At 69.8% G+C, this 18643-nt stretch carries 15 protein-coding genes; 12 read left to right on the top strand and 3 right to left on the bottom strand.

Annotation, left to right across the window (positions count from 1 at the left end; translation table 11 throughout):
• Window positions 1-870: SRPBCC family protein (locus ACWD4O_RS46385; protein WP_451289131.1), on the top strand; the 870-nt coding region annotated here is incomplete at its 5' end.
• Window positions 871-957: 87 nt separating this feature from the next.
• Here the strand turns inward: ACWD4O_RS46385 and ACWD4O_RS46380 are convergent.
• On the bottom strand, window positions 958-1869 hold the full coding sequence (locus ACWD4O_RS46380; RefSeq protein WP_451289130.1) for an SDR family NAD(P)-dependent oxidoreductase: 912 nt from the start codon (window positions 1867-1869) through the stop codon (window positions 958-960).
• Window positions 1870-2202: 333 nt separating this feature from the next.
• Between ACWD4O_RS46380 and ACWD4O_RS46375 the strand changes: the two genes are divergently transcribed.
• Genes ACWD4O_RS46375 through ACWD4O_RS46365 form a run of 3 tightly spaced genes read left to right on the top strand, consistent with a single transcriptional unit; the run spans window position 2203 to window position 6575 of the window.
• Window positions 2203-3837, top strand: a complete 1635-nt coding sequence (locus tag ACWD4O_RS46375) for an acyl-CoA synthetase (protein WP_451289129.1) — start codon at window positions 2203-2205, stop codon at window positions 3835-3837.
• Window positions 3838-3872: 35 nt separating this feature from the next.
• Window positions 3873-5954 carry a thiamine pyrophosphate-binding protein gene (locus tag ACWD4O_RS46370; protein WP_451289128.1) on the top strand — a complete coding sequence of 694 codons (2082 nt, stop codon included), beginning with the start codon at window positions 3873-3875 and terminating at the stop codon, window positions 5952-5954.
• Window positions 5955-5996: 42 nt separating this feature from the next.
• Window positions 5997-6575 (top strand): hypothetical protein, encoded by a 579-nt coding sequence (locus ACWD4O_RS46365; protein ID WP_451289127.1) that lies wholly within the window; start codon window positions 5997-5999, stop codon window positions 6573-6575.
• Window positions 6576-6802: 227 nt separating this feature from the next.
• Here ACWD4O_RS46365 and ACWD4O_RS46360 read toward each other — a convergent pair whose 3' ends face one another.
• Window positions 6803-7474, bottom strand: a complete 672-nt coding sequence (locus ACWD4O_RS46360) for a TetR/AcrR family transcriptional regulator (RefSeq protein WP_451289126.1) — start codon at window positions 7472-7474, stop codon at window positions 6803-6805.
• Between the two features lie 267 nt (window positions 7475-7741).
• On the opposite strand from ACWD4O_RS46360, the gene ACWD4O_RS46355 reads away from it, so the two are divergent.
• A complete protein-coding gene (locus ACWD4O_RS46355; protein WP_451289125.1) occupies window positions 7742-8875 on the top strand; it encodes an oxygenase MpaB family protein in 1134 nt (377 codons plus the stop codon).
• 123 nt (window positions 8876-8998) lie between these two features.
• Window positions 8999-10507, top strand: a complete 1509-nt coding sequence (locus ACWD4O_RS46350) for an MFS transporter (RefSeq protein ID WP_451289124.1) — start codon at window positions 8999-9001, stop codon at window positions 10505-10507.
• A 209-nt stretch (window positions 10508-10716) separates the two neighbouring features.
• Here ACWD4O_RS46350 and ACWD4O_RS46345 read toward each other — a convergent pair whose 3' ends face one another.
• The gene (locus ACWD4O_RS46345) at window positions 10717-11256 is read right to left on the bottom strand and encodes a MarR family winged helix-turn-helix transcriptional regulator (protein ID WP_451289123.1); all 540 of its coding nucleotides are present in this window, start codon (window positions 11254-11256) and stop codon (window positions 10717-10719) included.
• Window positions 11257-11666: 410 nt separating this feature from the next.
• Here ACWD4O_RS46345 and ACWD4O_RS46340 point away from each other — a divergent pair, with 410 nt between their 5' ends.
• From ACWD4O_RS46340 to hpaD, 6 genes are read left to right on the top strand one after another with little or no spacing between them, the layout of a single operon-like run.
• Window positions 11667-12170: a flavin reductase family protein gene (locus ACWD4O_RS46340; RefSeq protein WP_451289122.1), complete on the top strand. Its 504-nt coding sequence runs from the start codon at window positions 11667-11669 to the stop codon at window positions 12168-12170.
• Window positions 12171-12215: 45 nt separating this feature from the next.
• On the top strand, window positions 12216-13667 hold the full coding sequence (gene hpaB, locus ACWD4O_RS46335) for a 4-hydroxyphenylacetate 3-monooxygenase, oxygenase component (RefSeq protein WP_451289121.1): 1452 nt from the start codon (window positions 12216-12218) through the stop codon (window positions 13665-13667).
• A complete protein-coding gene (locus ACWD4O_RS46330) occupies window positions 13667-15100 on the top strand; it encodes a fumarylacetoacetate hydrolase family protein (protein WP_451289120.1) in 1434 nt (477 codons plus the stop codon). Before hpaB ends, ACWD4O_RS46330 begins: the two co-directional genes overlap by 1 nt.
• Window positions 15097-16029, top strand: a complete 933-nt coding sequence (dapA, locus tag ACWD4O_RS46325) for a 4-hydroxy-tetrahydrodipicolinate synthase (protein ID WP_451289119.1) — start codon at window positions 15097-15099, stop codon at window positions 16027-16029. Before ACWD4O_RS46330 ends, dapA begins: the two co-directional genes overlap by 4 nt.
• Window positions 16026-17507: a 5-carboxymethyl-2-hydroxymuconate semialdehyde dehydrogenase gene (hpaE, locus tag ACWD4O_RS46320; protein ID WP_451289118.1), complete on the top strand. Its 1482-nt coding sequence runs from the start codon at window positions 16026-16028 to the stop codon at window positions 17505-17507. Before dapA ends, hpaE begins: the two co-directional genes overlap by 4 nt.
• On the top strand, window positions 17504-18517 hold the full coding sequence (hpaD, locus tag ACWD4O_RS46315; RefSeq protein ID WP_451289117.1) for a 3,4-dihydroxyphenylacetate 2,3-dioxygenase: 1014 nt from the start codon (window positions 17504-17506) through the stop codon (window positions 18515-18517). The genes hpaE and hpaD overlap by 4 nt, the downstream gene beginning before the upstream one ends.
• Window positions 18518-18643 lie beyond the last annotated feature (126 nt).

Raw genomic sequence — 18643 nt, 5'->3', positions numbered from 1 at the left:
ATCTTCGCCTGCCTGGACCCGGACGCGGTCCCCCTGCGCGAGTACCTCGGCGACATGTGCTGGTATTTGGACGTCGTGTTCGGCCTCAACGAACAAGGCATGCGGGCCGCCGGCGACCCCCACCGCTGGATCGTCCCCGCCAACTGGAAGTCAGGCGCCGAGAACTTCGTCGGCGACGCCTACCACGTCCAGTCCGCACACAGCTCGCTCGAGGACATCGGTCTCCTCCCCGACCTCGGAGAGTCTCTCAGCACACAGTTCCATGTCGCTCTCGAAGGCGGGCACGGGCTCATCATCACCCCGAATCTCCTGCCCGAGCCGCTCTGGGTCATGGACTACCCACCCGAGGTGGCCTCGACCTTCGATCTCGCCCGGTTGGGCGCCGGGCAGCGTGAGTTCCTGGAGTCCCGGTACGGGGTGGTCGGCTTCACCATCTTTCCGAACCTGTCGTTGATCCGGGCCATCGCCTCGACCGAACGGGGCCGACCGCCGGTGTGCTTCACCGCTCTGCGGCAGTGGCAGCCGCGGGGGCCCGAGCAGTTCGAGCTGTGGAACTGGCCCATGGTGTGGAACTCGGCCACGCCCGAGTTCAACCAGGCCTCGTACGAGGGCAGTGTCTTCGGCTTCAGCCCCTCGGGGGTGTTCGAGCAGGACGACACCGTCGTCTGGCGCGGCGGCCCCATGGTGGGCCGCTCGGCGTTCGCCCGCCAGGACATGAAGCTCAACTTCCAGATGGGCATGGACGGAATGAGCGACTACAAGCCCAGGCCCGCCTGGATGGGGCCCGGCGAGGCCAGCACCTCTGTCTACGGCGAGAGCAACCAGCGCCGCTGGTGGCAGCGCTGGAGCGAGGCACTGGCGTCATCCTGACGAGGATGTTCCCTGTGCCGATGGCAGCAGGGCCCGCACCGTCAGCTCGTCCGGTGCGGGCTCAGCAGCGTCACCTGCCGAAGGTCCTCATGCGGTCCGTGGTGTCGTCTCGTACGGCTTGATCATGTCGTAGATGAAGTCGCCGCCATCGCGATACGGGATTGCTCCCGTGCGGTCGAGTACGCCCTCCATCGAGGCCGCCACGTCCTCGGGCGTCAGGTCCGGATTCGGCGGGGCGGCGTTGGTCTGGCTGATGAACGCCTCGTTGAAGGAGCCGGCCGCCGCTTCGATCACCCTGCCGGTGATCGTGCAGTCCTCATGGGCGAGCCATGCCGCGACCGGGGCCACGACTTCGGGGGTCAGCCCCGCTGACTGGTTCTGCTTGCTGGCCTCAGCGGTGAGCATGGTCTGCAGAGCCACGGTGTCGGCATAGGGCGAGATGGCGTTCGCCCTGATCCCGTGCTTTGCTCCCTCGGCCGCCAGTGAGCGGGTCAGCCCCACGACGCCCAGCTTGGCGGCGGCGTAGATCGACTGGGTGGGCAACCCGGCAAGCCCGACGCCCGAACTGACGTTGACCAGGCGCCCGTAGTTCTGCGCGGTCATATGCGGCCAGGCGGCACGGGTCATCCATATGTGACCCATGAGGTGGACGCCGACGACGCGTTCGATGTCCTGGTCGGTGATCTCGTCGAACCTCGCGAACGGTGCGATGCCGGCGTTGTTGATCAGGATGTCGACCCGGCCCCAGGCGTCGAGAGCGGTGTCCACGATCGCCCGCGCGCCGTCACGCTCGGCCACCGAGTGGCCGTCACCGACAGCCTCGCCGCCGGCCTTGCGGATCTCCTCGACCACAGCCTCGGCACCGGGACCGATCTGCCCGCGCCCGTCGGGACCGACACCGAGATCGTTGACCACGACCTTCGCCCCCCGCGATGCCAGAAGCATCGCGTACGACCGTCCGAGCCCGGGGTTGCTGCCCGCACCGGTCACGATCGCCACTCGTCCATCGAAACGAAACTCGTCCGCGCTCACTTTGTCCTCCACGGTGACCTCGGGGTTGCCCGGCCCCCGGGTGCGGACGCACGACGACCTCCGACAGGCGCACATCGTGCCCGGATCGGCCGGGGGACACCCTGCGAGGCTAGGACCGCGTCACGGCCGTCACCAGCGTCCGAAGGTAGGGCACAGGGCGCTTCCTTTGGGGGGTTTACGGCGATGAACCCGCCGGGCGAGCCTCGGATCACCGCAGCCAAGGGAGCTCGCGGGACAGCTCGCCGGGAGGAGAGACAGCGTATGCCGGTGAAACGTCCGGGACGGGATGCCGTCCCCAACATGACGGACTACGACGCCGAGCGGGCCCGGTTCCGCTGGGAGGTTCCACAGCGGTTCAACGCCGTCCTGGACATCCTCGAGCGCCGGGCGCAGCAGAGCCCCGACGAACTCGCCCTGGTGACACTGCGCCGCGACGGCGGGGTCACCGCGTCGTACACCTTCCGCGAACTCAACCTGGCCAGTCGGCGCATGGGACACGCCCTCGCCGGGATCGGTGTCGGCAAGGGCGAGCGGATCTTCGTGATGCTCCCCCGGATCGCCGAATGGTACGTGGCCCTGCTCGGCGCGATCCGGATCGGCGCCGTCCCCGTCCCCGGCACCCCGCAGCTGACCTCCCGTGACATCGAGTACCGCGTCGACCGGGCGGAAGCGGTCGCGGTCATCACGGACGGCGAGGGGGCGGTCAAGGTCGACAAGCTCACCGACCGCCTGCCGACGCTCGCCCATCGCATCGTCGTCGGCTCCGCGCCGTCCGCCGGCTGGCACACGATGGACGGGCTGCTGGCGCGGGCGTCGGACGGGCCGACGCCGACAGACCCGACCGCCGCCGACGACATGATGCTCATCTACTTCACGTCCGGCACGGTCTCGTACCCCAAGATGGTCGCGCACACCCAGGCGAGCTTCGGGCTCGGCCACCAGGTCACGGCCCGCTACTGGCAGGACCTCCGGCCCGGGGACCTGCACTGGACGCTGTCGGACACCGGGTGGGCGAAGGCCGCGTGGAGCAAGCTCTTCGGGCAGTGGGCCCAGGGCGCGACCGTCCTGGAGATGGACCTGGGCAAGTCCGACCCCGATCTGATCCTCGACACGATCGAGCGCCACGGAGTCACGACACTCTGCGCGCCGCCGACCCTTTACCGCTCGCTGGTCGTCGCCGATCTCGCGAGCTACGACCTCTCCCGGCTGCGCCACTGCGTCTCGGCCGGCGAGCCACTCAATCCCGAGGTGATCCGGATCTGGGAGGAAGGCACGCGCGGGCTCGTCGTCCACGACGGCTACGGCCAGACCGAGACGGTCAACGTGCTCGCCAACTTCCGCTGCCTGCCGGTCCGCAGCGGGTCGATGGGCAAACCCGTTCCCGGGTTCGACGTCGACGTGGTCGACGACGACGGTGCGTCGGTGCCGGTGGGCGACGAGGGCAACGTCGCCATCCGGGTGGAGCCCGAGCGGCCGGCCGGGCTGTTCACCGGTTACTGGCGCGATCCCGACGCCACCGCGGCCGCGTTCACCAACGGCTGGTACTTCACCGGCGACAAGGCGCGCCGTGACGAGGACGGCTACTTCTGGTTCGAAGGCCGCCAGGACGATGTGATCACGTCCTCGGCGTACCGCATCGGCCCGTTCGAGGTCGAATCGGCGCTCGTCGAACATCCGGCCGTCATCGAAGCCGCGGTCGTCGGACAGGACGACCCCGACCGAACCCAGATCGTCACCGCGTTCGTGATCCTGCACCCCGACGCCGCCCCTTCACCGCAGCTCGCCGAGGAACTGCAGGACCACGTCAAGCGCCTGACCGCCCCCTACAAATACCCACGCCGGATCCACTTCGTCAGTGATCTGCCCAAGACCGTGTCAGGCAAGATCCGCCGCGGCGAACTGCGCGACCGGCTACGCGGCACCACCCAGACCTGACATCCGCCGACCCGAGGCACGTGGAGGAGCATTCGATGACAACTGCTGACGAGGCCGCGACGCGGATCGGTGGCACGTGGGACCTCACCCTGCGGCCGGGGGCGTTCCCGCCGCGGAACGGTGTGCTCACCCTGACCCCGGACGGCGAGTCACTGTCGGTGCGGTTCGAGACCCCGGAGGGCTCCAGCACCGGCGAGGGAGACATCAAGGGGCGGCGCCTGTCCTGGACCGTCGCCGTCGGCAGCAACCCGGCCACGCTTCGTTTCGAGGCGGAGGTCGAGGGCGACATTCTCCTGGGCCACGTCGAGCTGGGCGTCGGGCCGTTCAAGGAGCGAGCCCCGGTGGAGGCCGTGCGAGTCGGGTCGGGCGCCCGGTTGCCGTTCCGGGAGGGATCGGTCGCCGTCGTGGAGACGCTCACCGCGTGTGGGGTCGAGTACGTCTTCGGCTACACGGGTGGTGTGTCCACGAGCCTGGAGCGCAGCATCATCGCGCACGACATCAAGGACTTCAACGCGCGTAACGAGCTGTCCGCGGCGTGGATGTCCTACGGCTACAACCGCGTGAAGCGGCGGGCCGCCTCCGCGGCACTCACGTGGTGCGTCGGCGCGCTGCACGCCTCGCCGGTCGTGTACGCGGCCAAGCTCGACTCCACCCCCCTGGTTCTCATGCTGATCGAGAGCGCGGCGGCGTGGGACATGCGGGACATCCTGCAGGACGCGACCGAGCTGTATCCGGCGCTCAAGCCCCTGTCGAAGTACATCAAGCGTGTCGTCGACGGCGAGGACCTGCCGCTGGCCGTCCGGCAGGCGGTGCTCGCGGCGAGCACCGGCAAGTTCGGCCCCGCGGTGCTCGACCTCACGCAGGGCGCGATGTACCAGAGGACCACGGTCAGGACCGAGCAGCTCACGCTGCCGGAGCCGCCCGCGGCGGGCGAGACGAGCGTACGGCGGACGCTGGAGTTGATCGAGGCCGCCGAGCGGCCCGTGATCCTGGCAGGTGCGGGCATACATCTCGCCGACGCGACGGGCGAGCTGCGCCGGTTCGTCGACGCGACCGGCATCCCGGTGGTGTCGAGCGGGGCGGGAGGCCGCGCGGTCCTGCCGGACGACCACCCGCTCTACGCGGGCGACATGAGCGGCTGGGGGTACTTCGGGACGGGCACCAAGGTGGCCGAGGAGGCCGACCTGTGGGTCGCGGTCGGGTTCTCCTTCTCCCAGACGGCCACCCTGTCGTGGTCCCTCGCCAAGCCGGAGAAGGTCGTACAGGTCGACATTGAGGAGTCTCAGCTCGGCCGGATCTTCCAGCCGACGCTGGGCATCGTCGCCGACGCGAAGGCGTTCCTCGGCCAGCTCAACGACCGGCTGCAGGCCTCCGGTGCGGAGAGCCGGCACCGCGCGGACGAGGTGCGGACAGCGGAGATCGCGACAGCGAAGGACACCTACGCCGAGACGCTGAGGTCCTTCGTCGGCACCGACCCGATCATGCCAGCCGCGATCGGCCAGGTCCTCTCGGAGGAGGTTCCCGCGGGGACCATCTTCGTCAACGACGAGGGCTTCCCGGTGCCCGGGATGGTGTACCGGGAGTCGAAGTACCCTTCCGGCTTCGCGGCACCGCTGGGCTTCCACTACGCGGCGCTGGGGTCGTCCCTCCCGGTGGCGATCGGCGCGAAACTCGCCGCACCCGACCGCCTCGTCGTCAGCGTCGGCGGCGACGCCGGCTTCTACTACGACTGCAGCGAACTCTCGGTGCTCGCCGAGCGCAATCTCAAGGTCGTGAGCATCGTCCTCAACAACGGTGGCCTGTACGGCGGTCGGCGCGGCCGCGAGCACGGGGGCCCGGGCTCGGTGCCGTTCACGCACTGGACCGACCTTCCCGAGACGGACTACACCGCGGTCGCCCAAGGCATGGGCGTGCCGGGCGAGCGGGTGGACAAGGCGGACGAGCTCGCGCCGGCGATCCGGCGTGCGATCGAAGCGGACGGCCCGTACTTCATCGAGGTGATGACGGCCGCGAGCACGATGCACCTGCACATGGCCGAATGGCCCGATCCGGACCCCAAGACCACCCGCAAGGCGGGCCATGCCGACCTGTTCGTCGACGGCTCATGGCCGAACTGACGAACGACGCGACATCCCGCAACCGATCTCGAGGAGGAGTTCATGGCGACCGTTGAACAGCGGGAGGAATCGACGACCACGGGGGCTCGCCTGCCCGACATGGCGAGGTTCATCGACTTCCTCGAAGCCCGGAAGGCGGAGACGAAGAATCCGAAGCATGCCGCGATGATCGGCTTGCTCATCGAGCACTCGGTCGCCGAGGTACGCGACCACGACATCGAGCGGACCATGGCAACGCTGGTGGACGACTGCGTCTACCACAACTACGGCGACCCCGGCGCGATCGCGCGGAACGGCGGTCCGGTCGCCTACCGGGACGCGGTGTGCGCGAACTACCTCGAGAGCATGGCGAACGGCTCGCTGGACATGGACGGTCTCGAAGTCGAGATCGATCATTTCTTCATCAGTGACGAGGCCATCGCCTGGGACGGGTACGTGCGTCTTCGGCTGCCTGGCGCGGCGCTGGCCGAGACGGGAGTGCCCCTGCCGGACGGGGGAACCGCCGACGACGTGTTCGTGCTGACGGCGAGGCAGGCCATCGTCATCCCGTTCCGCGACGGTCTGATGGTCGGAGAGGACTTCTACCTCGACGGCCAGGGCACCTGGGAGAAGGCTGCCTGACCGCTCGCCGGCCACGGGGTCGGCAGGGTCCTGTTCACATGCTGCCGTCCGGCGGTGCGAAGGGTCTTCGCAGGCGAAGCCTGCGGGGCCCTTTTCGCATGGCACCGAGATCCGGTTTCCGCGACGCCGGCGTCTGGTGCGCCTGGCAGGACGCGGCGGTCCCGCCCCGCCCGATGGAACGCGCCCCCTGGTCGCCGTCCAGCACGCACCGGGACGGGGCAGCCGGATCAGGCGCCGCGGCCACCCTCCGCCCCCGTCGCGAGCAGTCCGTTGACCACGAGCAGTGCCAACCGCTCGGCCGTGGCCGTGAGTTGTTCCGGCGAGGCGGGGTCCGGCCTGCCCAGGCGTCGCGCCAAAGGCCCGTCCAGCATGCCCGAGACCGGAGGGATGACGGCGAAGAACATGACGTCCATCGGGATGGGCGCCATGCGCCCGGCGGCGACGAGCCGTTCGATGCTGGGCACCATGAGCTGCAGAGTCGGCGCGATGTACTGCTCGTAGAGGTAGTCCAGCCGCTCCGTGTCCCGCGAGAACTCGTCGACGAGGACCCGTCCGACCAGCGGCGTGTCCACCGCGCTCCGGTAGAAGCCGGCGATGATCAGGCGCAGCTGCTCGGCATCGTCGAGCGAGGGATCCGTCTTGGGTAGGCACTCCAGTTGGGCCCGCAAGGCGGCGTCGATCACCGCACGCCAGAAGGCCGCCTTGGACCCGTAGCGGTCGTTGATGAAGTTGTGGCTGACGCCTAGGCGGCGGGCCAGTTCCCGCGCGGAACCGCCGTCGTACCCCAGCTCGGCGAAGGCCTCCAGGCCGCGCAGCAGGATGCTCTCCTCGTCGGGCACGGCACGCGTGTCCGCGCTCGGGCGTCCCGGCCGTCGGGCGGGTTCTGTTCTGGCTCCCATCAATTGCCTCCTCACCGATCGCCCCCGGACCTCTGGGGACTGGCCACCAGCTTGGGGCTCGTCGACAGCTTACTTGACACTCGTCAGAATAAAGCTAATCTGACAGGTGTCAGAGCGCTTGCGGCAGGAGGCAAGCGATCGGGTCGGCCGCTCCTCGCAGGGCCGACCCGCACGAATCACCACCGGAATTACCCACCCCCACCAGGGCCGACCCGACCGACTCATGCCGGAGCCGACCGCGCGCCCCTCTCCGAAAGCGAGTGCCGCATGACAGCGCACCTGTTGACCCTGCTCACAGCCGGGGATCCACTCGCCGATGCCGTCATCGCCGAACTGGACCTCCACGGCACACCTGCCCGGCAGGCCCTCGACGCGGGCCTGAGCAACGGCCTGGCGGGCCTGGACACGGAACCCCCCGTCGGCGTGGCCGCACTGCTGCGGCAACTGGAGACGCCTCCCGCCTGGGTCGATCCCCTGATGCTCCATCGCGGCGACGTCACCAGCCTGTCCATACCCCCCATGTGGTTCCAGCTCTGCTCCCTCACCAGCGCGCTCGCCCATACCTACTCCTCCCCGGCCACGGCACAACGGCTGGCCAGGACAGGCAGAACGACGGACATGGCCGCGCCCCGCCTCGCGGAGGCGGGGGTGTGGGCACGCCAGACCGTCCGGCCCGGCGGTCTGCTGCGCGGACGGCCGGGCTACCTGGCCACCGTCGGGGTCCGGCTGCACCACGCCCGGATGCGGGCCGATGCCATCGAGGACTGGGACCGGGGCGCCGAGGGCCTACCGACCGGACAGCTCGACATGGCCCGCAGCTGGCTCGGATTCACCCTCACCGCCTTCCGGGCCCTGGATGCCGTCGGCATCTGCGTCACCCCTGAAGAGGAGCGCTACCTCTACCAGTACTGGTCGTACGTCGCTCATCTCCTGGGACTCGACGAAAACCTCTACCGGGACATCGGCGACCACGCCGGCGCGGGCCGGCTGCTGGACCTGCTGGACTTCACGACGCCCGCACCCGACGAGAATTCCCGTGCTCTGACCGCCGCCATGATCGACGCGCAGGCCCGCGCGTTGGCCGGCGCACCGGGCGTCGACCTGTCCGAGGAGCAGCTGCGTCACCTCATCCACAGCGTGCTCCGGCGGACCTTCGGTGAGGAGTCGGCGGATCGCCTGGGGATCCCCGCCGTCCCGTCCTCGACCGATCTCATCCCGCTGATCAGCAGGCTCAACCGCGAGGCCCGCTACTGGCAGACCTACTCCCCCGCCGCGGCCCACGAAGCCCGCCGCCGAGCCCTGGCAGGACCCGCACAGCAGCTCAAGGCAGCCGTCCTGCCCCACGGCAGTTCGTACCGCAAGGCCACGGAAGGCGCTCGCCCGGACGCCGTGGCGGCCTGATCGCCTTCCCGCGTCCGCCTTTCCTCACGGACCACCACCGCAACAGCACGTGACGAGCTCCGACGACGCAGCCGTCCCACACCGTTCAACTGTTTCTCTTCCTCTCTCCTCAGGAGTTTCGTCATGTCCCAAACATCAGCCCCCGCGTCGGACACGGCCACCGTGTCCATGCTCCCTCCGTCTGACGCACCGCCGCGTCACCGCTGGTGGATCCTCGCCGTCATCGGCGTGGCCCAGCTCATGGTCGTCTTGGACGCGACCATCGTGAACATCGCCCTGCCCTCCGCGCAGAAGGACCTGGGCTTCTCCGACGGCGACCGCCAGTGGGTGGTCACCGCCTACGCCCTGGCCTTCGGCAGCCTGCTCCTGCTCGGCGGCCGTATCGCCGACCTGTTCGGCCGCAAGATGACCTTCCTCGTCGGACTGGTGGGCTTCGCCGGTGCCTCCGCCCTCGGCGGCGCCGCGAGCAGCTTCGAGATGCTCGTCGCCGCCCGCGCCCTCCAGGGCGTCTTCGGCGCGCTGCTGGCACCGGCCGCCCTGTCCCTGCTGACCGTGACGTTCACCGACGCCAAGGAACGCGCCAGGGCCTTCGGTGTCTACGGCGCCATCGCCGGCGCCGGCGGAGCCATCGGGCTGCTGCTCGGCGGCCTGCTGACCGAGCACCTCGACTGGCGTTGGACCCTCTACGTCAACCTCGTCTTCGCCGCCGTCGCCTTCGTCGGCGGTGCACTCCTGCTGCGCCGCACCACCCGCGACAAGACCGCCACCATCGACATCCCCGGCGCGCTCCTCGTCGGCGGCGGCCTCTTCTGCCTCGTCTACGGCTTCTCCAACGCCGAGAGCCACGACTGGAGTTCGGTCCAGACCTGGGGCTATCTGCTGGCCGGGGGCATCCTGCTCGCCGCCTTCACCTGGTGGCAGACCCGCTCCACCCACCCCCTGCTGCCGCTGCGCGTCCTGCTCGACCGCAACCGCGGCGCCTCCTTCATAGCCGTCCTGATCAGCGGCGCCGGAATGTTCGGGGTCTTCCTCTTCCTCACCTACTACCTCCAGCAGAGCCTGGGCTACACCCCCATCAAGACCGGCCTGGCCTTCCTGCCCATGGTCGCCGGGCTCATGCTCGCCTCCACCCTCGCCACCACCGTCCTCATCCCCCGCATCGGCCCCAAGCCGGTCGTGCCACTGGGCATGGGACTGGCAGCCGCCGGAATGGTCTGGCTCACCGCCCTCGACCTCAACAGCACCTACACCACCAACGTCCTGCCCCCGCTGGTCATCGCGGGCCTCGGCCTCGGTCTGGTGATGCCCCCCGCCATGAGCCTGGCCGTCGCCGGCGTGGCCCCCGAGGACTCCGGCGTCGCCTCCGCCGCCGTCAACACCATGCAGCAGGTCGGCGGTTCCCTCGGTACCGCCCTCCTCAACACCCTCTCCACCACCGCCGTCACCAACTACCTCGACGGCCGCGACGCCCAGGACCCGGTGGTCCTCGCCCACGCCGGCCTGGAGGGCTACTCCACCGCCTACTGGTGGTCCGCGGCCTTCTTCGCCGCCGGCCTGGTCATCAGCGCCCTCCTCTACCGCCGAGGCGTCCCCGTGCAAGACCCCGACGCGGCGCCGGTCGTCCACATGTGAGTCCCGGCCACACAAGCTGCTCCCAGGGCCAAGGCGCTCTCGGGGGCAGCTTGCGCATGTCGCACCGACGCCGCCAATGGCGAGGATGCGGTCAGCCGGACTCTACGGGCCCAGGAATGACTCGCCGTGCTGAGCCCGCTCAGTGCGGCGGCCGTTCACGCCTTGCCCAGGTTACGGCGTGCGCAGGGCCACGGCCGTGGTGAGCACACCTAGGCCCGGTGCCGGGCGTCGAAGTGGGTGGAGTGAGCGGTCAGCTTGCCCAGCAGGTCGATGAGGGTTCGTTGCTCCTCCTCGCTGAGGGAGCCGGCCCACTCCTGTTCCCGCTCATTGTGAGCCCGGAAGGCGGTGGTGATCGCTTCCAGACCGGCTTCGGTCAGGGCCAGCTGGACCGCGCGCCCGTCGTACGAGGCGCGCTCCTTGCTGACCAGTCCGTCCCTCTCCAGGGTGTTGACCAGTGCCGACACGGCCGCCCGGCTCATACCGGACAGTTCCGCCACCTTCTTCGCCTCGACCGGACCCGACAGCCAGATCGCGAACAGGACGCGGAAACCGGGCCACGACCAGCCGCGGGGCCGGTGCACGGTCGACTCGAGGTCGTACACCAGCATGTTGGCCGCCCGGTGCAGGGTGAGCACGAGCCGCATCGCGAGCGGGTCGATGCCTGGCAGTTCCCGGCCGGCCCGCTCGACGGCGTGGTCAATGAACGACCAGAAGTGCAGATAGTCGGCGTCCGGCTGTTCCTGGTTCACATCGGGAGTGTAGGCCGGTTGTCCAGCGGGCCACCGACTCCCCGCGGGCTCCCGACGCACACACGAACGCCCAGCGGCCCCGTCCACCGCAGCCCTGGCGGCCCTCGTACCGACTCGGAGTCAGGTCGGCACGAACGGTTCGGCCGCGCGACGAGGCGTTCGGTCTGGTCGGGGCCGCCGCCACACCCACGTCGTTTCCCGCAAGGAGCAGATTTCCCGCTCTGAGGGCTTCCGTCGTACCCGCGTTCGCGGTACCGTCCAATTAATCAAAGCTTTGATTACATGCTTTGGTCAGCATATGTACCACCCACTCTGCCCCTCCAGTCGCCTGCCCTCTAGGCCGGAAAGAAACAGGTCTTCCCAGCCAGGGCATCCCGCCCGCTGCCCAGTCAGCTCTCAGGGAGTTCCCCATGCCCGAAGCTCTCGCCCCGCCGAGTCCCGGCGCCCTGCGCGCCTGCATGTCGCGGTTCGCGACCGGAGTCACCGTCGTGACGTACGAAGGCGACGACGGCCCGCGCGGCGCGACGATGAACTCGTTCACGTCCGTCTCCGCCGATCCCCCGCTGGTGCTGATCAGCGTTGCCCGTCGGGCCCGCTGCCACGACCAGCTCCTCGACCGGCCGTTCTGCGTGAACATCCTCGGCGCCGAGCAGGAGCCGCTGGCACGGCAGTTCGCCGGGGCACAGGGCGCGGCCGAGCCTCGCTGGGTGGAGGGCGCACGCGTCCCGCGCCTCACGCATCCCCTCGCCTGGATCGAGTGCGACCCGTGGCGTTCGTACGACGGCGGCGACCACACCCTCGTCCTGGGCCGGGTCACCGACCTGGGCCACCGCGACGGCGACGCACTCACCTACGCCTGGAGCCGTTTCGGTACGGCGACCGAGGCCACCGACGGCATCGAACACCTCATCTGACCAGCCTCCTTCCGCTGGCCCGCACCACTTCTCAGGAGCACGAACATGGCCGCACGCACCGGCAAGGAATACCTCGAGCGCCTCGCCGCCTCCCGCCCCACCGTCCACATCCAGGGCGAGACCCTCACCGGCGGAGTCCAGGACCACCCGGCCTTCCGCAATGTGGTGCGGACGTACGCCGAGTTGTACGACCTGCAGCACAGCGACGAGCACAAGGACGTCCTCACCTACACCTCCCCCACCTCCGGCGAGCCGGTCGGTACCTCCTTCCTCACGCCGAAGACCCCGGAGGACCTGGTCAAGCGCCGCAAGGCGGTGAAGGTGTGGGCCGACCACAGCAACGGCATGCTCGGCCGCACCGGCGACTACATGAACAGCTCCCTGATGGCGCTCGCCTCGGCCGCCGACTGGTTCGCCCAGGCGAACCCGGCCTTCGGTGAGAACATCCGCCGCTACTACGAGAAGGTCCGCGAGGAGGACCTTCTGTGCACCCACACGCTGATCCCGCCGCAGGTCAACCGGTCCGTGGCCGGCACCCAGCAGGCCGGCGGCAAGCTGGCGGCGCGGATCGTGAAGGAGGACGACAACGGGGTCGTGGTCCACGGCGCCCGCATGCTGGCCACCATCGCGCCGTTCGCCGACGAGATGCTCGTCTTCCCCTCGACCGTGCTGCGCGGCACCCCCGAGGACAAGCCGTACTCCTACGCCTTCGCCATCCCGAACGACACCCCCGGCCTGCGTTACATCGCCCGCGAGCCCCTCGACTACGACCGCCCGCGCCACGACCACCCCCTCGGCTCCCGCTTCGAGGAGTCGGACTGCGTGGTCGTCTTCGACAACGTGCACGTGCCCTACGAGCGCTGCTTCGCCCTCGGCGACGCCGAGCTGTGCAACGGCTTCTACTCGCAGACCTCGTCCGTGGTGCACATGACCCACCAGGTTGTCACCCGCACCACCGCCAAGACCGAGTACATCCTCGGCCTGGTGTCCCTGCTCGCCGAGGCCATCGGCATCGAGCAGTTCCAGCACGTCCAGGAGGACATCGCCGAGATCATCACCACGCTGGAGATGCTCCGCGCCTTCCTGCGCGCCGCCGAGGCGGACGCCGAGATCAACGAGTACGGCGTCCTCACCCCCGCCTTCGCCCCGCTCAACGCGGCCCGCAACCTCTACCCGAAGCTCTACCAGCGCTTCCCGCAGATCCTGCGCAAGCTCGGCGCCTCCGGTCTGATGGCCACCCCGACCGAGCTCGACATCAACGGCCCGGCCGCCGAGGACATCGAGGCCTATCTGCAGTCCGCGACCCTGACCGGCGCCGAGCGCGTCAAGCTGTTCCGGCTGGTCTGGGACACCTGCATCTCCGCCTTCTCCAGCCGCCAGGCGCTGTACGAGTACTACTTCTTCGGCGACCCGGTGCGCATGGCGGGCGCGTACGTGAAGTCGTACGACCGCGAGCCCTACAAGGCCAAGGTGCAGGCGTTCCTGGAGCGTTCCTGATGACGCATCCGCTCGGGAACCCCCCGACGAAGATCATCGCCGTTCACCTGAACTACCCCAGCCGGGCGAAGGAACGGGGACGCATCCCCTCCCAGCCCTCGTACTTCCTGAAGCCGCCGTCGTCGCTGGCGGGCACCAAGCAGGCGATCGTCCGCCCCGCCGGTTGCGAACTCCTCGGCTTCGAGGGCGAGATCGCCCTGGTCATCGGCTCGCGCGCCCAGCGCGTAGCGCCGGAGGACGGATGGTCGTACGTCCGCTGGGTGACTGCCGCCAACGACGCGGGCGTGTACGACCTGCGCTACGCCGACCGCGGCTCCAACCTCCGATCCAAGGGCGCGGACGGGTTCACCCCGCTCGGTCCACGGCTGTTGGACGCCCGCCACCTCGACCCCGCAGCGCTGCGCCTGCGGACCTGGGTGAACGGCGAGTTGGTCCAGGACGACACCACCGACACGCTCCTGTTCCCCTTCGGCCAGCTGGTCGCCGACCTGTCGCGGCTGGTCACCCTGGAGCCGGGGGACGTGATCCTCACCGGCACCCCGGCCGGCGCCTCGGTCGTCCACCCCGGGGACCTGGTCGAGGTCGAGGTCACCGCCGGCGAGCTCTCGACCGGGCGGCTGCGCAACCCGATCGCGGAAGGTGATCCGCTCGCCCCCTACGGGGCCATGCCCAAGACCGACCCGGCGGAGCGGGAGGCCGCCTACGGGCTCGCCCACGAGCCGCAGCCGCTGCTCGACCCGCAACTCGCGGACGGGCTGCGTTCGGTCGCCGTGGCGACGCTCAGCGCCCAGCTGCGCTCACGCGGGCTGCCGCACATGTCGATCGACGGAGTACGGCCGATGGTCCCGGGCAGTGAAGCGCTGGTGGGCGTCGCCCACACCCTGCGCTATCTGCCGCTGCGCGAGGACCTGTTCACACGGCACGGCACCGGCATGAACGCCCAGAAGCGGGCCATCGAGGAAGTGCGCCCCGGACATGTCCTGGTGATGGACGCCCGACGGGACCCCACCGCCGGCACGCTCGGCGACATCCTGGCCCTCAGGGCCGCCAAACGGGGCGCGGCCGGAGTGGTCACCGACGGCGCCGTCCGCGACAGTGCCGCCATCGCGGGGATGGGCCTGCCCGTCTTCGCGGCCGGCGCACACCCGTCCGTCCTCGGTCGCCGGCACGTCCCCTGGGACACCGGGGTGCCGATCGCCTGCGGGGGTGCCCTGGTCCAGCCCGGGGACCTGATCGTCGGCGATGCCGACGGCGTGCTCGTCGTTCCACCCGACCTCGCCGAGGAGCTGATCGCCGACTGCCGCGAACAGGAGCGGCAGGAGCGGTTCATCACCGAACAGGTCGCCGCCGGCGAGAGCGTGGACGGCCTGTATCCGCTGGGCGGGGCCTGGCGGGACGCCTATGAGAACTGGTGCAAGGGAGAGACACAGTGAAGTTCCGCAGCGACCCGTCGGCCATCCGCGGGTCCATCGCCCCGGTCGTCACACCGTTCACCGCGGAAGGCGCCGTCGACCACGACAGCCTGCGGGCGCTGGTCCGCTTCCAGCTGGACGCCGGTTCGCACGGCATCTCGCTGGGCGGTTCGACCGGGGAGCCGAGCGCGCAGAGCGTCGCCGAGCGCATCGCGGGGATGCGCACGGCGGTCGAGGAGATCGGCGACCGGGTTCCTTTCCTGCCCGGCACCGGTTCGCACAAGCTCGACGAGACCCTCGAACTCACCGCAGCCGCCGCTGAGTTGGGTGCGGACGCGGCGCTCGTCATCACGCCGTACTACGCGCGCCCCACTCAGGAGGCCCTCTACCAGTGGTACGCGACGGTGGCCCGGGAGTTCCCGGACCTGCCGATCGTCGCGTACAACGTGCCCTCCCGCACCGCGGTCGACATCGCCCCTGAGACGGTGAAGCGGCTGTTCACCGACTTCGACAACTTCGTCGGAGTCAAGGAGACCACCAAGGACTTCGAGCACTTCTCCCGCGTGCTGCACGCCTGCGGCCGCTCGCTGCTGGTGTGGTCCGGTATCGAGCTGCTGTGCCTGCCGCTGCTGGCACTGGGCGGCGCCGGGTTCGTGTCGGCCGTCGCCAACCTCGCGCCGACCGCCGTGGCCCGGATGTACGAGCTGTGGGAGGCGGGCGACTTCGACGCCGCCCGTGACCTGCACTACCGCCTGCACCCCCTGGTCGACCTGCTCTTCGTGGAGACCAACCCCGCCCCCGCCAAGTGGGTCCTCGCCCAGCAGGGCCGTATCTCCTCGGACTTCGTGCGTCCGCCGCTGACCGGCCCGACCGAGGCCGGCCTGACGAAGATCCGCGCGCTGCTCGCCGAGGGCGGCGACCTCACCGCACAGATCGGAACCGACAAGTGATCCCCGAGAACCTGCCTTCGGCCATCCGGCACTGGATCGACGGCGCGCTCGTCGACTCCGTCGACGGCCGCACCTTCGACGTCTGCGACCCGGCGTCCAACACCACGTACACCCAGGCCGCCCGAGGTTCGTCCGCCGATGTCGACCGTGCCGTGGCAGCCGCCCGGTCCGCGTTCGACGAGTGGGCGGGGCTGTCCAACCGGGCCCGCGCCAACGTCCTGAACCGTATCGCCGACGCGGTCGAGGCCCGCCATGACCGGCTCGCCGCCTTCGAGTCGTACGACTCGGGACTGCCCATCACCCAGGCCCGCGGCCAGGCGCGTCGTGCCGCCGAGAACTTCCGCTACTTCGCGGACGTCGTCGTCGCACTCGGCGAGGAGGCCTTCCGGCAGGGCGAGGAGCAGTTCTCCTACGTCGTCCGCCAGCCGGTCGGGGTCGCCGGGCTGATCACTCCCTGGAACACCCCGTTCATGCTGGAGAGCTGGAAGCTGGCCCCGGCTCTGGCCTCCGGCTGCACGTTGGTCCTCAAGCCCGCCGAGTGGACCCCGCTGTCGGCTTCGCTGTGGCCGGAGATCTTCACCGAGGCCGGAGTCCCGGCCGGCGTCGTGAACATCGTGCACGGCATCGGGGAGGAGGCTGGCCAGGCCCTCGTCGACCACCCGGACGTACCACTGATCTCCTTCACCGGATCCACCGACACCGGCCGCCACATCATCCGCTCCTCCGCCCAGCACCTGAAGACCACTTCCATGGAACTGGGTGGCAAGTCCCCCGTCGTCGTCTTCGCCGACGCCGACCTCGAAGCCGCCCTGGACTCGGTCGTGTTCGGGGTGTTCTCCCTCAACGGCGAACGCTGCACGGCCGGTTCGCGGGTTCTCGTGGAACGCCCCCTGTACGAGGAGTTCACCCGCCGCCTGGCCGAGCGGGCCGCGAACGTGCGCGTGGGGCTTCCGTCCGACCCGGCCACCCAGGTGGGTGCGCTGGTCCACCCGGAGCACTACGAACGCGTCCTGAACTATGTGGAGATCGGCAGGAAGGAGGCCCGGCTGGTGGCCGGAGGCACCCGGCCCGACCACCTCCCCGACGGCAACTACCTCCAGCCGACCGTCTTCGCCGACGTGGACCGGGACGCCCGTATCTTCCAGGAGGAGATCTTCGGACCCGTGGTCGCCGTCGCGCCGTTCGACGACGAGGCCGAGGCGGTCGAGCTCGCCAACGCCACCCAGTACGGCCTCGCCGCCTACATCTGGACCTCGAACCTCAAGCGCGGCCACCGCATCGCCCACGCCGTGGACTCCGGGATGATCTGGATCAACTCCCACAACGTCCGCGATCTGCGCACCCCCTTCGGCGGCGTCAAGGCCTCCGGCGTCGGCCGCGAGGGAGGCGTCCACAGCGTCGACTTCTACACCGAGTCGAAGATCGTCCACGTCGCTCTCGGCGACGTCCACACGCCCCGCTTCGGAGCCGCCTCATGAGCACGCAGCCGCACCCCGACGCCCCGGACGTCATCCGGTCCGCCTACGCCCAGCTCGCCGTCACCGACCTCGGCGCCGCCCGCTGGTTCTGGGTCGACATGCTCGGCTTCCACGTGCAGTACGAGGACACCGGCTCGCTCTACCTGCGCGGCACCGACGAGCTCACGCACCACTCCCTGGTGCTGCGCAAGGGCGAGCTCGCCGCCCTCGACCACCTCTCCTACCGGGTCCGCACCCCCGAGGACGTTGACAAGGCGGAGAAGTTCTTCCGCCAACTGGGCCGGCCGGTCAAGCGGCTGAAGAAGGGCCAGGGCACCCATGGTGTCGGCGACGCCGTACGCGTCGTCGACCCCCTCGGCTTCCCGGTCGAGTTCTTCCACGAGATCGACCGCGCCGAGCGCCTCATCCAGCGCTACGACCTGCGCCACGGCGCCGAGATCGCCCGCCTGGACCACTTCAACATCTGCACCCCCGACATCCCGGCCGCCTACGCCCACTACAAGTCCCTCGGCTTCGGCTGCTCGGAGACCATCGAGGGCGACGAGCACGAGCTGTACGCGGCCTGGATGTACCGCAAGCAGACCGTCCACGACGTCGCCTTCACCGGTGGCGCGGGCCCCCGCCTGCACCACCTGGGCGTGGCCACCCACGAATCGCACCAGGTGCTGCGCGCCGCGGACATCTTCGGCTCGCTGCGCAAGGAGCACCACATCGAGCGCGGCCCCGGCCGGCACGGCGTCTCCAACGCCTTCTACCTCTACCTGAGGGACCCCGACGGTCACCGGGTGGAGATCTACACCTCCGATTACTACACCGGCGACCCGGACCACGAGACGTACCGGTGGAACGTCCACGACGAACGCCGCCGCGACTTCTGGGGCAACGCCGTGATCCCCTCCTGGTACAAGGAAGCCACGCCCGTGCTCGATCTCGACGGCAGCCCCCAGCCCGTCTCCGACGCCGTGCTCGACGAGTCGGCCGTACAGGTCGGCGCTGACGGCCTCGGCTGAACCGCTCTCTCTCCCGCACCACCCGCCCCGGCCGGCCCTGAGCCGCCGGGGCGGTTTGCTGCCCGCAGGAGTACGGAGATGCCCCTCGGGAGCCACAGCGTGGAAGAGCGCGGCAGCGAGGCAGCG

It is taken from the genome of Streptomyces sp. NPDC002623, from assembly GCF_053592635.1.
The sequence above is the reverse complement of the archived record's forward strand: the minus strand, read 5'-3'. Positions and strand labels throughout refer to the sequence as shown.

What these genes read in the sequence shown, in the direction of transcription:
- hpaD (WP_451289117.1), top strand. Translation starts at nt 17,504, where the DNA reads ATGAGCACGCAGCCGCACCCCGACGCCCCGGACGTCATCCGGTCCGCC.
- ACWD4O_RS46375 (WP_451289129.1), top strand. Translation starts at nt 2,203, where the DNA reads ATGACGGACTACGACGCCGAGCGGGCCCGGTTCCGCTGGGAGGTTCCA.
- ACWD4O_RS46340 (WP_451289122.1), top strand. Translation starts at nt 11,667, where the DNA reads ATGCCCGAAGCTCTCGCCCCGCCGAGTCCCGGCGCCCTGCGCGCCTGC.
- ACWD4O_RS46360 (WP_451289126.1), bottom strand. Translation starts at nt 7,474, where the DNA reads ATGGGAGCCAGAACAGAACCCGCCCGACGGCCGGGACGCCCGAGCGCG.
- ACWD4O_RS46350 (WP_451289124.1), top strand. Translation starts at nt 8,999, where the DNA reads ATGTCCCAAACATCAGCCCCCGCGTCGGACACGGCCACCGTGTCCATG.
- ACWD4O_RS46330 (WP_451289120.1), top strand. Translation starts at nt 13,667, where the DNA reads ATGACGCATCCGCTCGGGAACCCCCCGACGAAGATCATCGCCGTTCAC.
- ACWD4O_RS46370 (WP_451289128.1), top strand. Translation starts at nt 3,873, where the DNA reads ATGACAACTGCTGACGAGGCCGCGACGCGGATCGGTGGCACGTGGGAC.
- ACWD4O_RS46355 (WP_451289125.1), top strand. Translation starts at nt 7,742, where the DNA reads ATGACAGCGCACCTGTTGACCCTGCTCACAGCCGGGGATCCACTCGCC.
- hpaB (WP_451289121.1), top strand. Translation starts at nt 12,216, where the DNA reads ATGGCCGCACGCACCGGCAAGGAATACCTCGAGCGCCTCGCCGCCTCC.
- ACWD4O_RS46365 (WP_451289127.1), top strand. Translation starts at nt 5,997, where the DNA reads ATGGCGACCGTTGAACAGCGGGAGGAATCGACGACCACGGGGGCTCGC.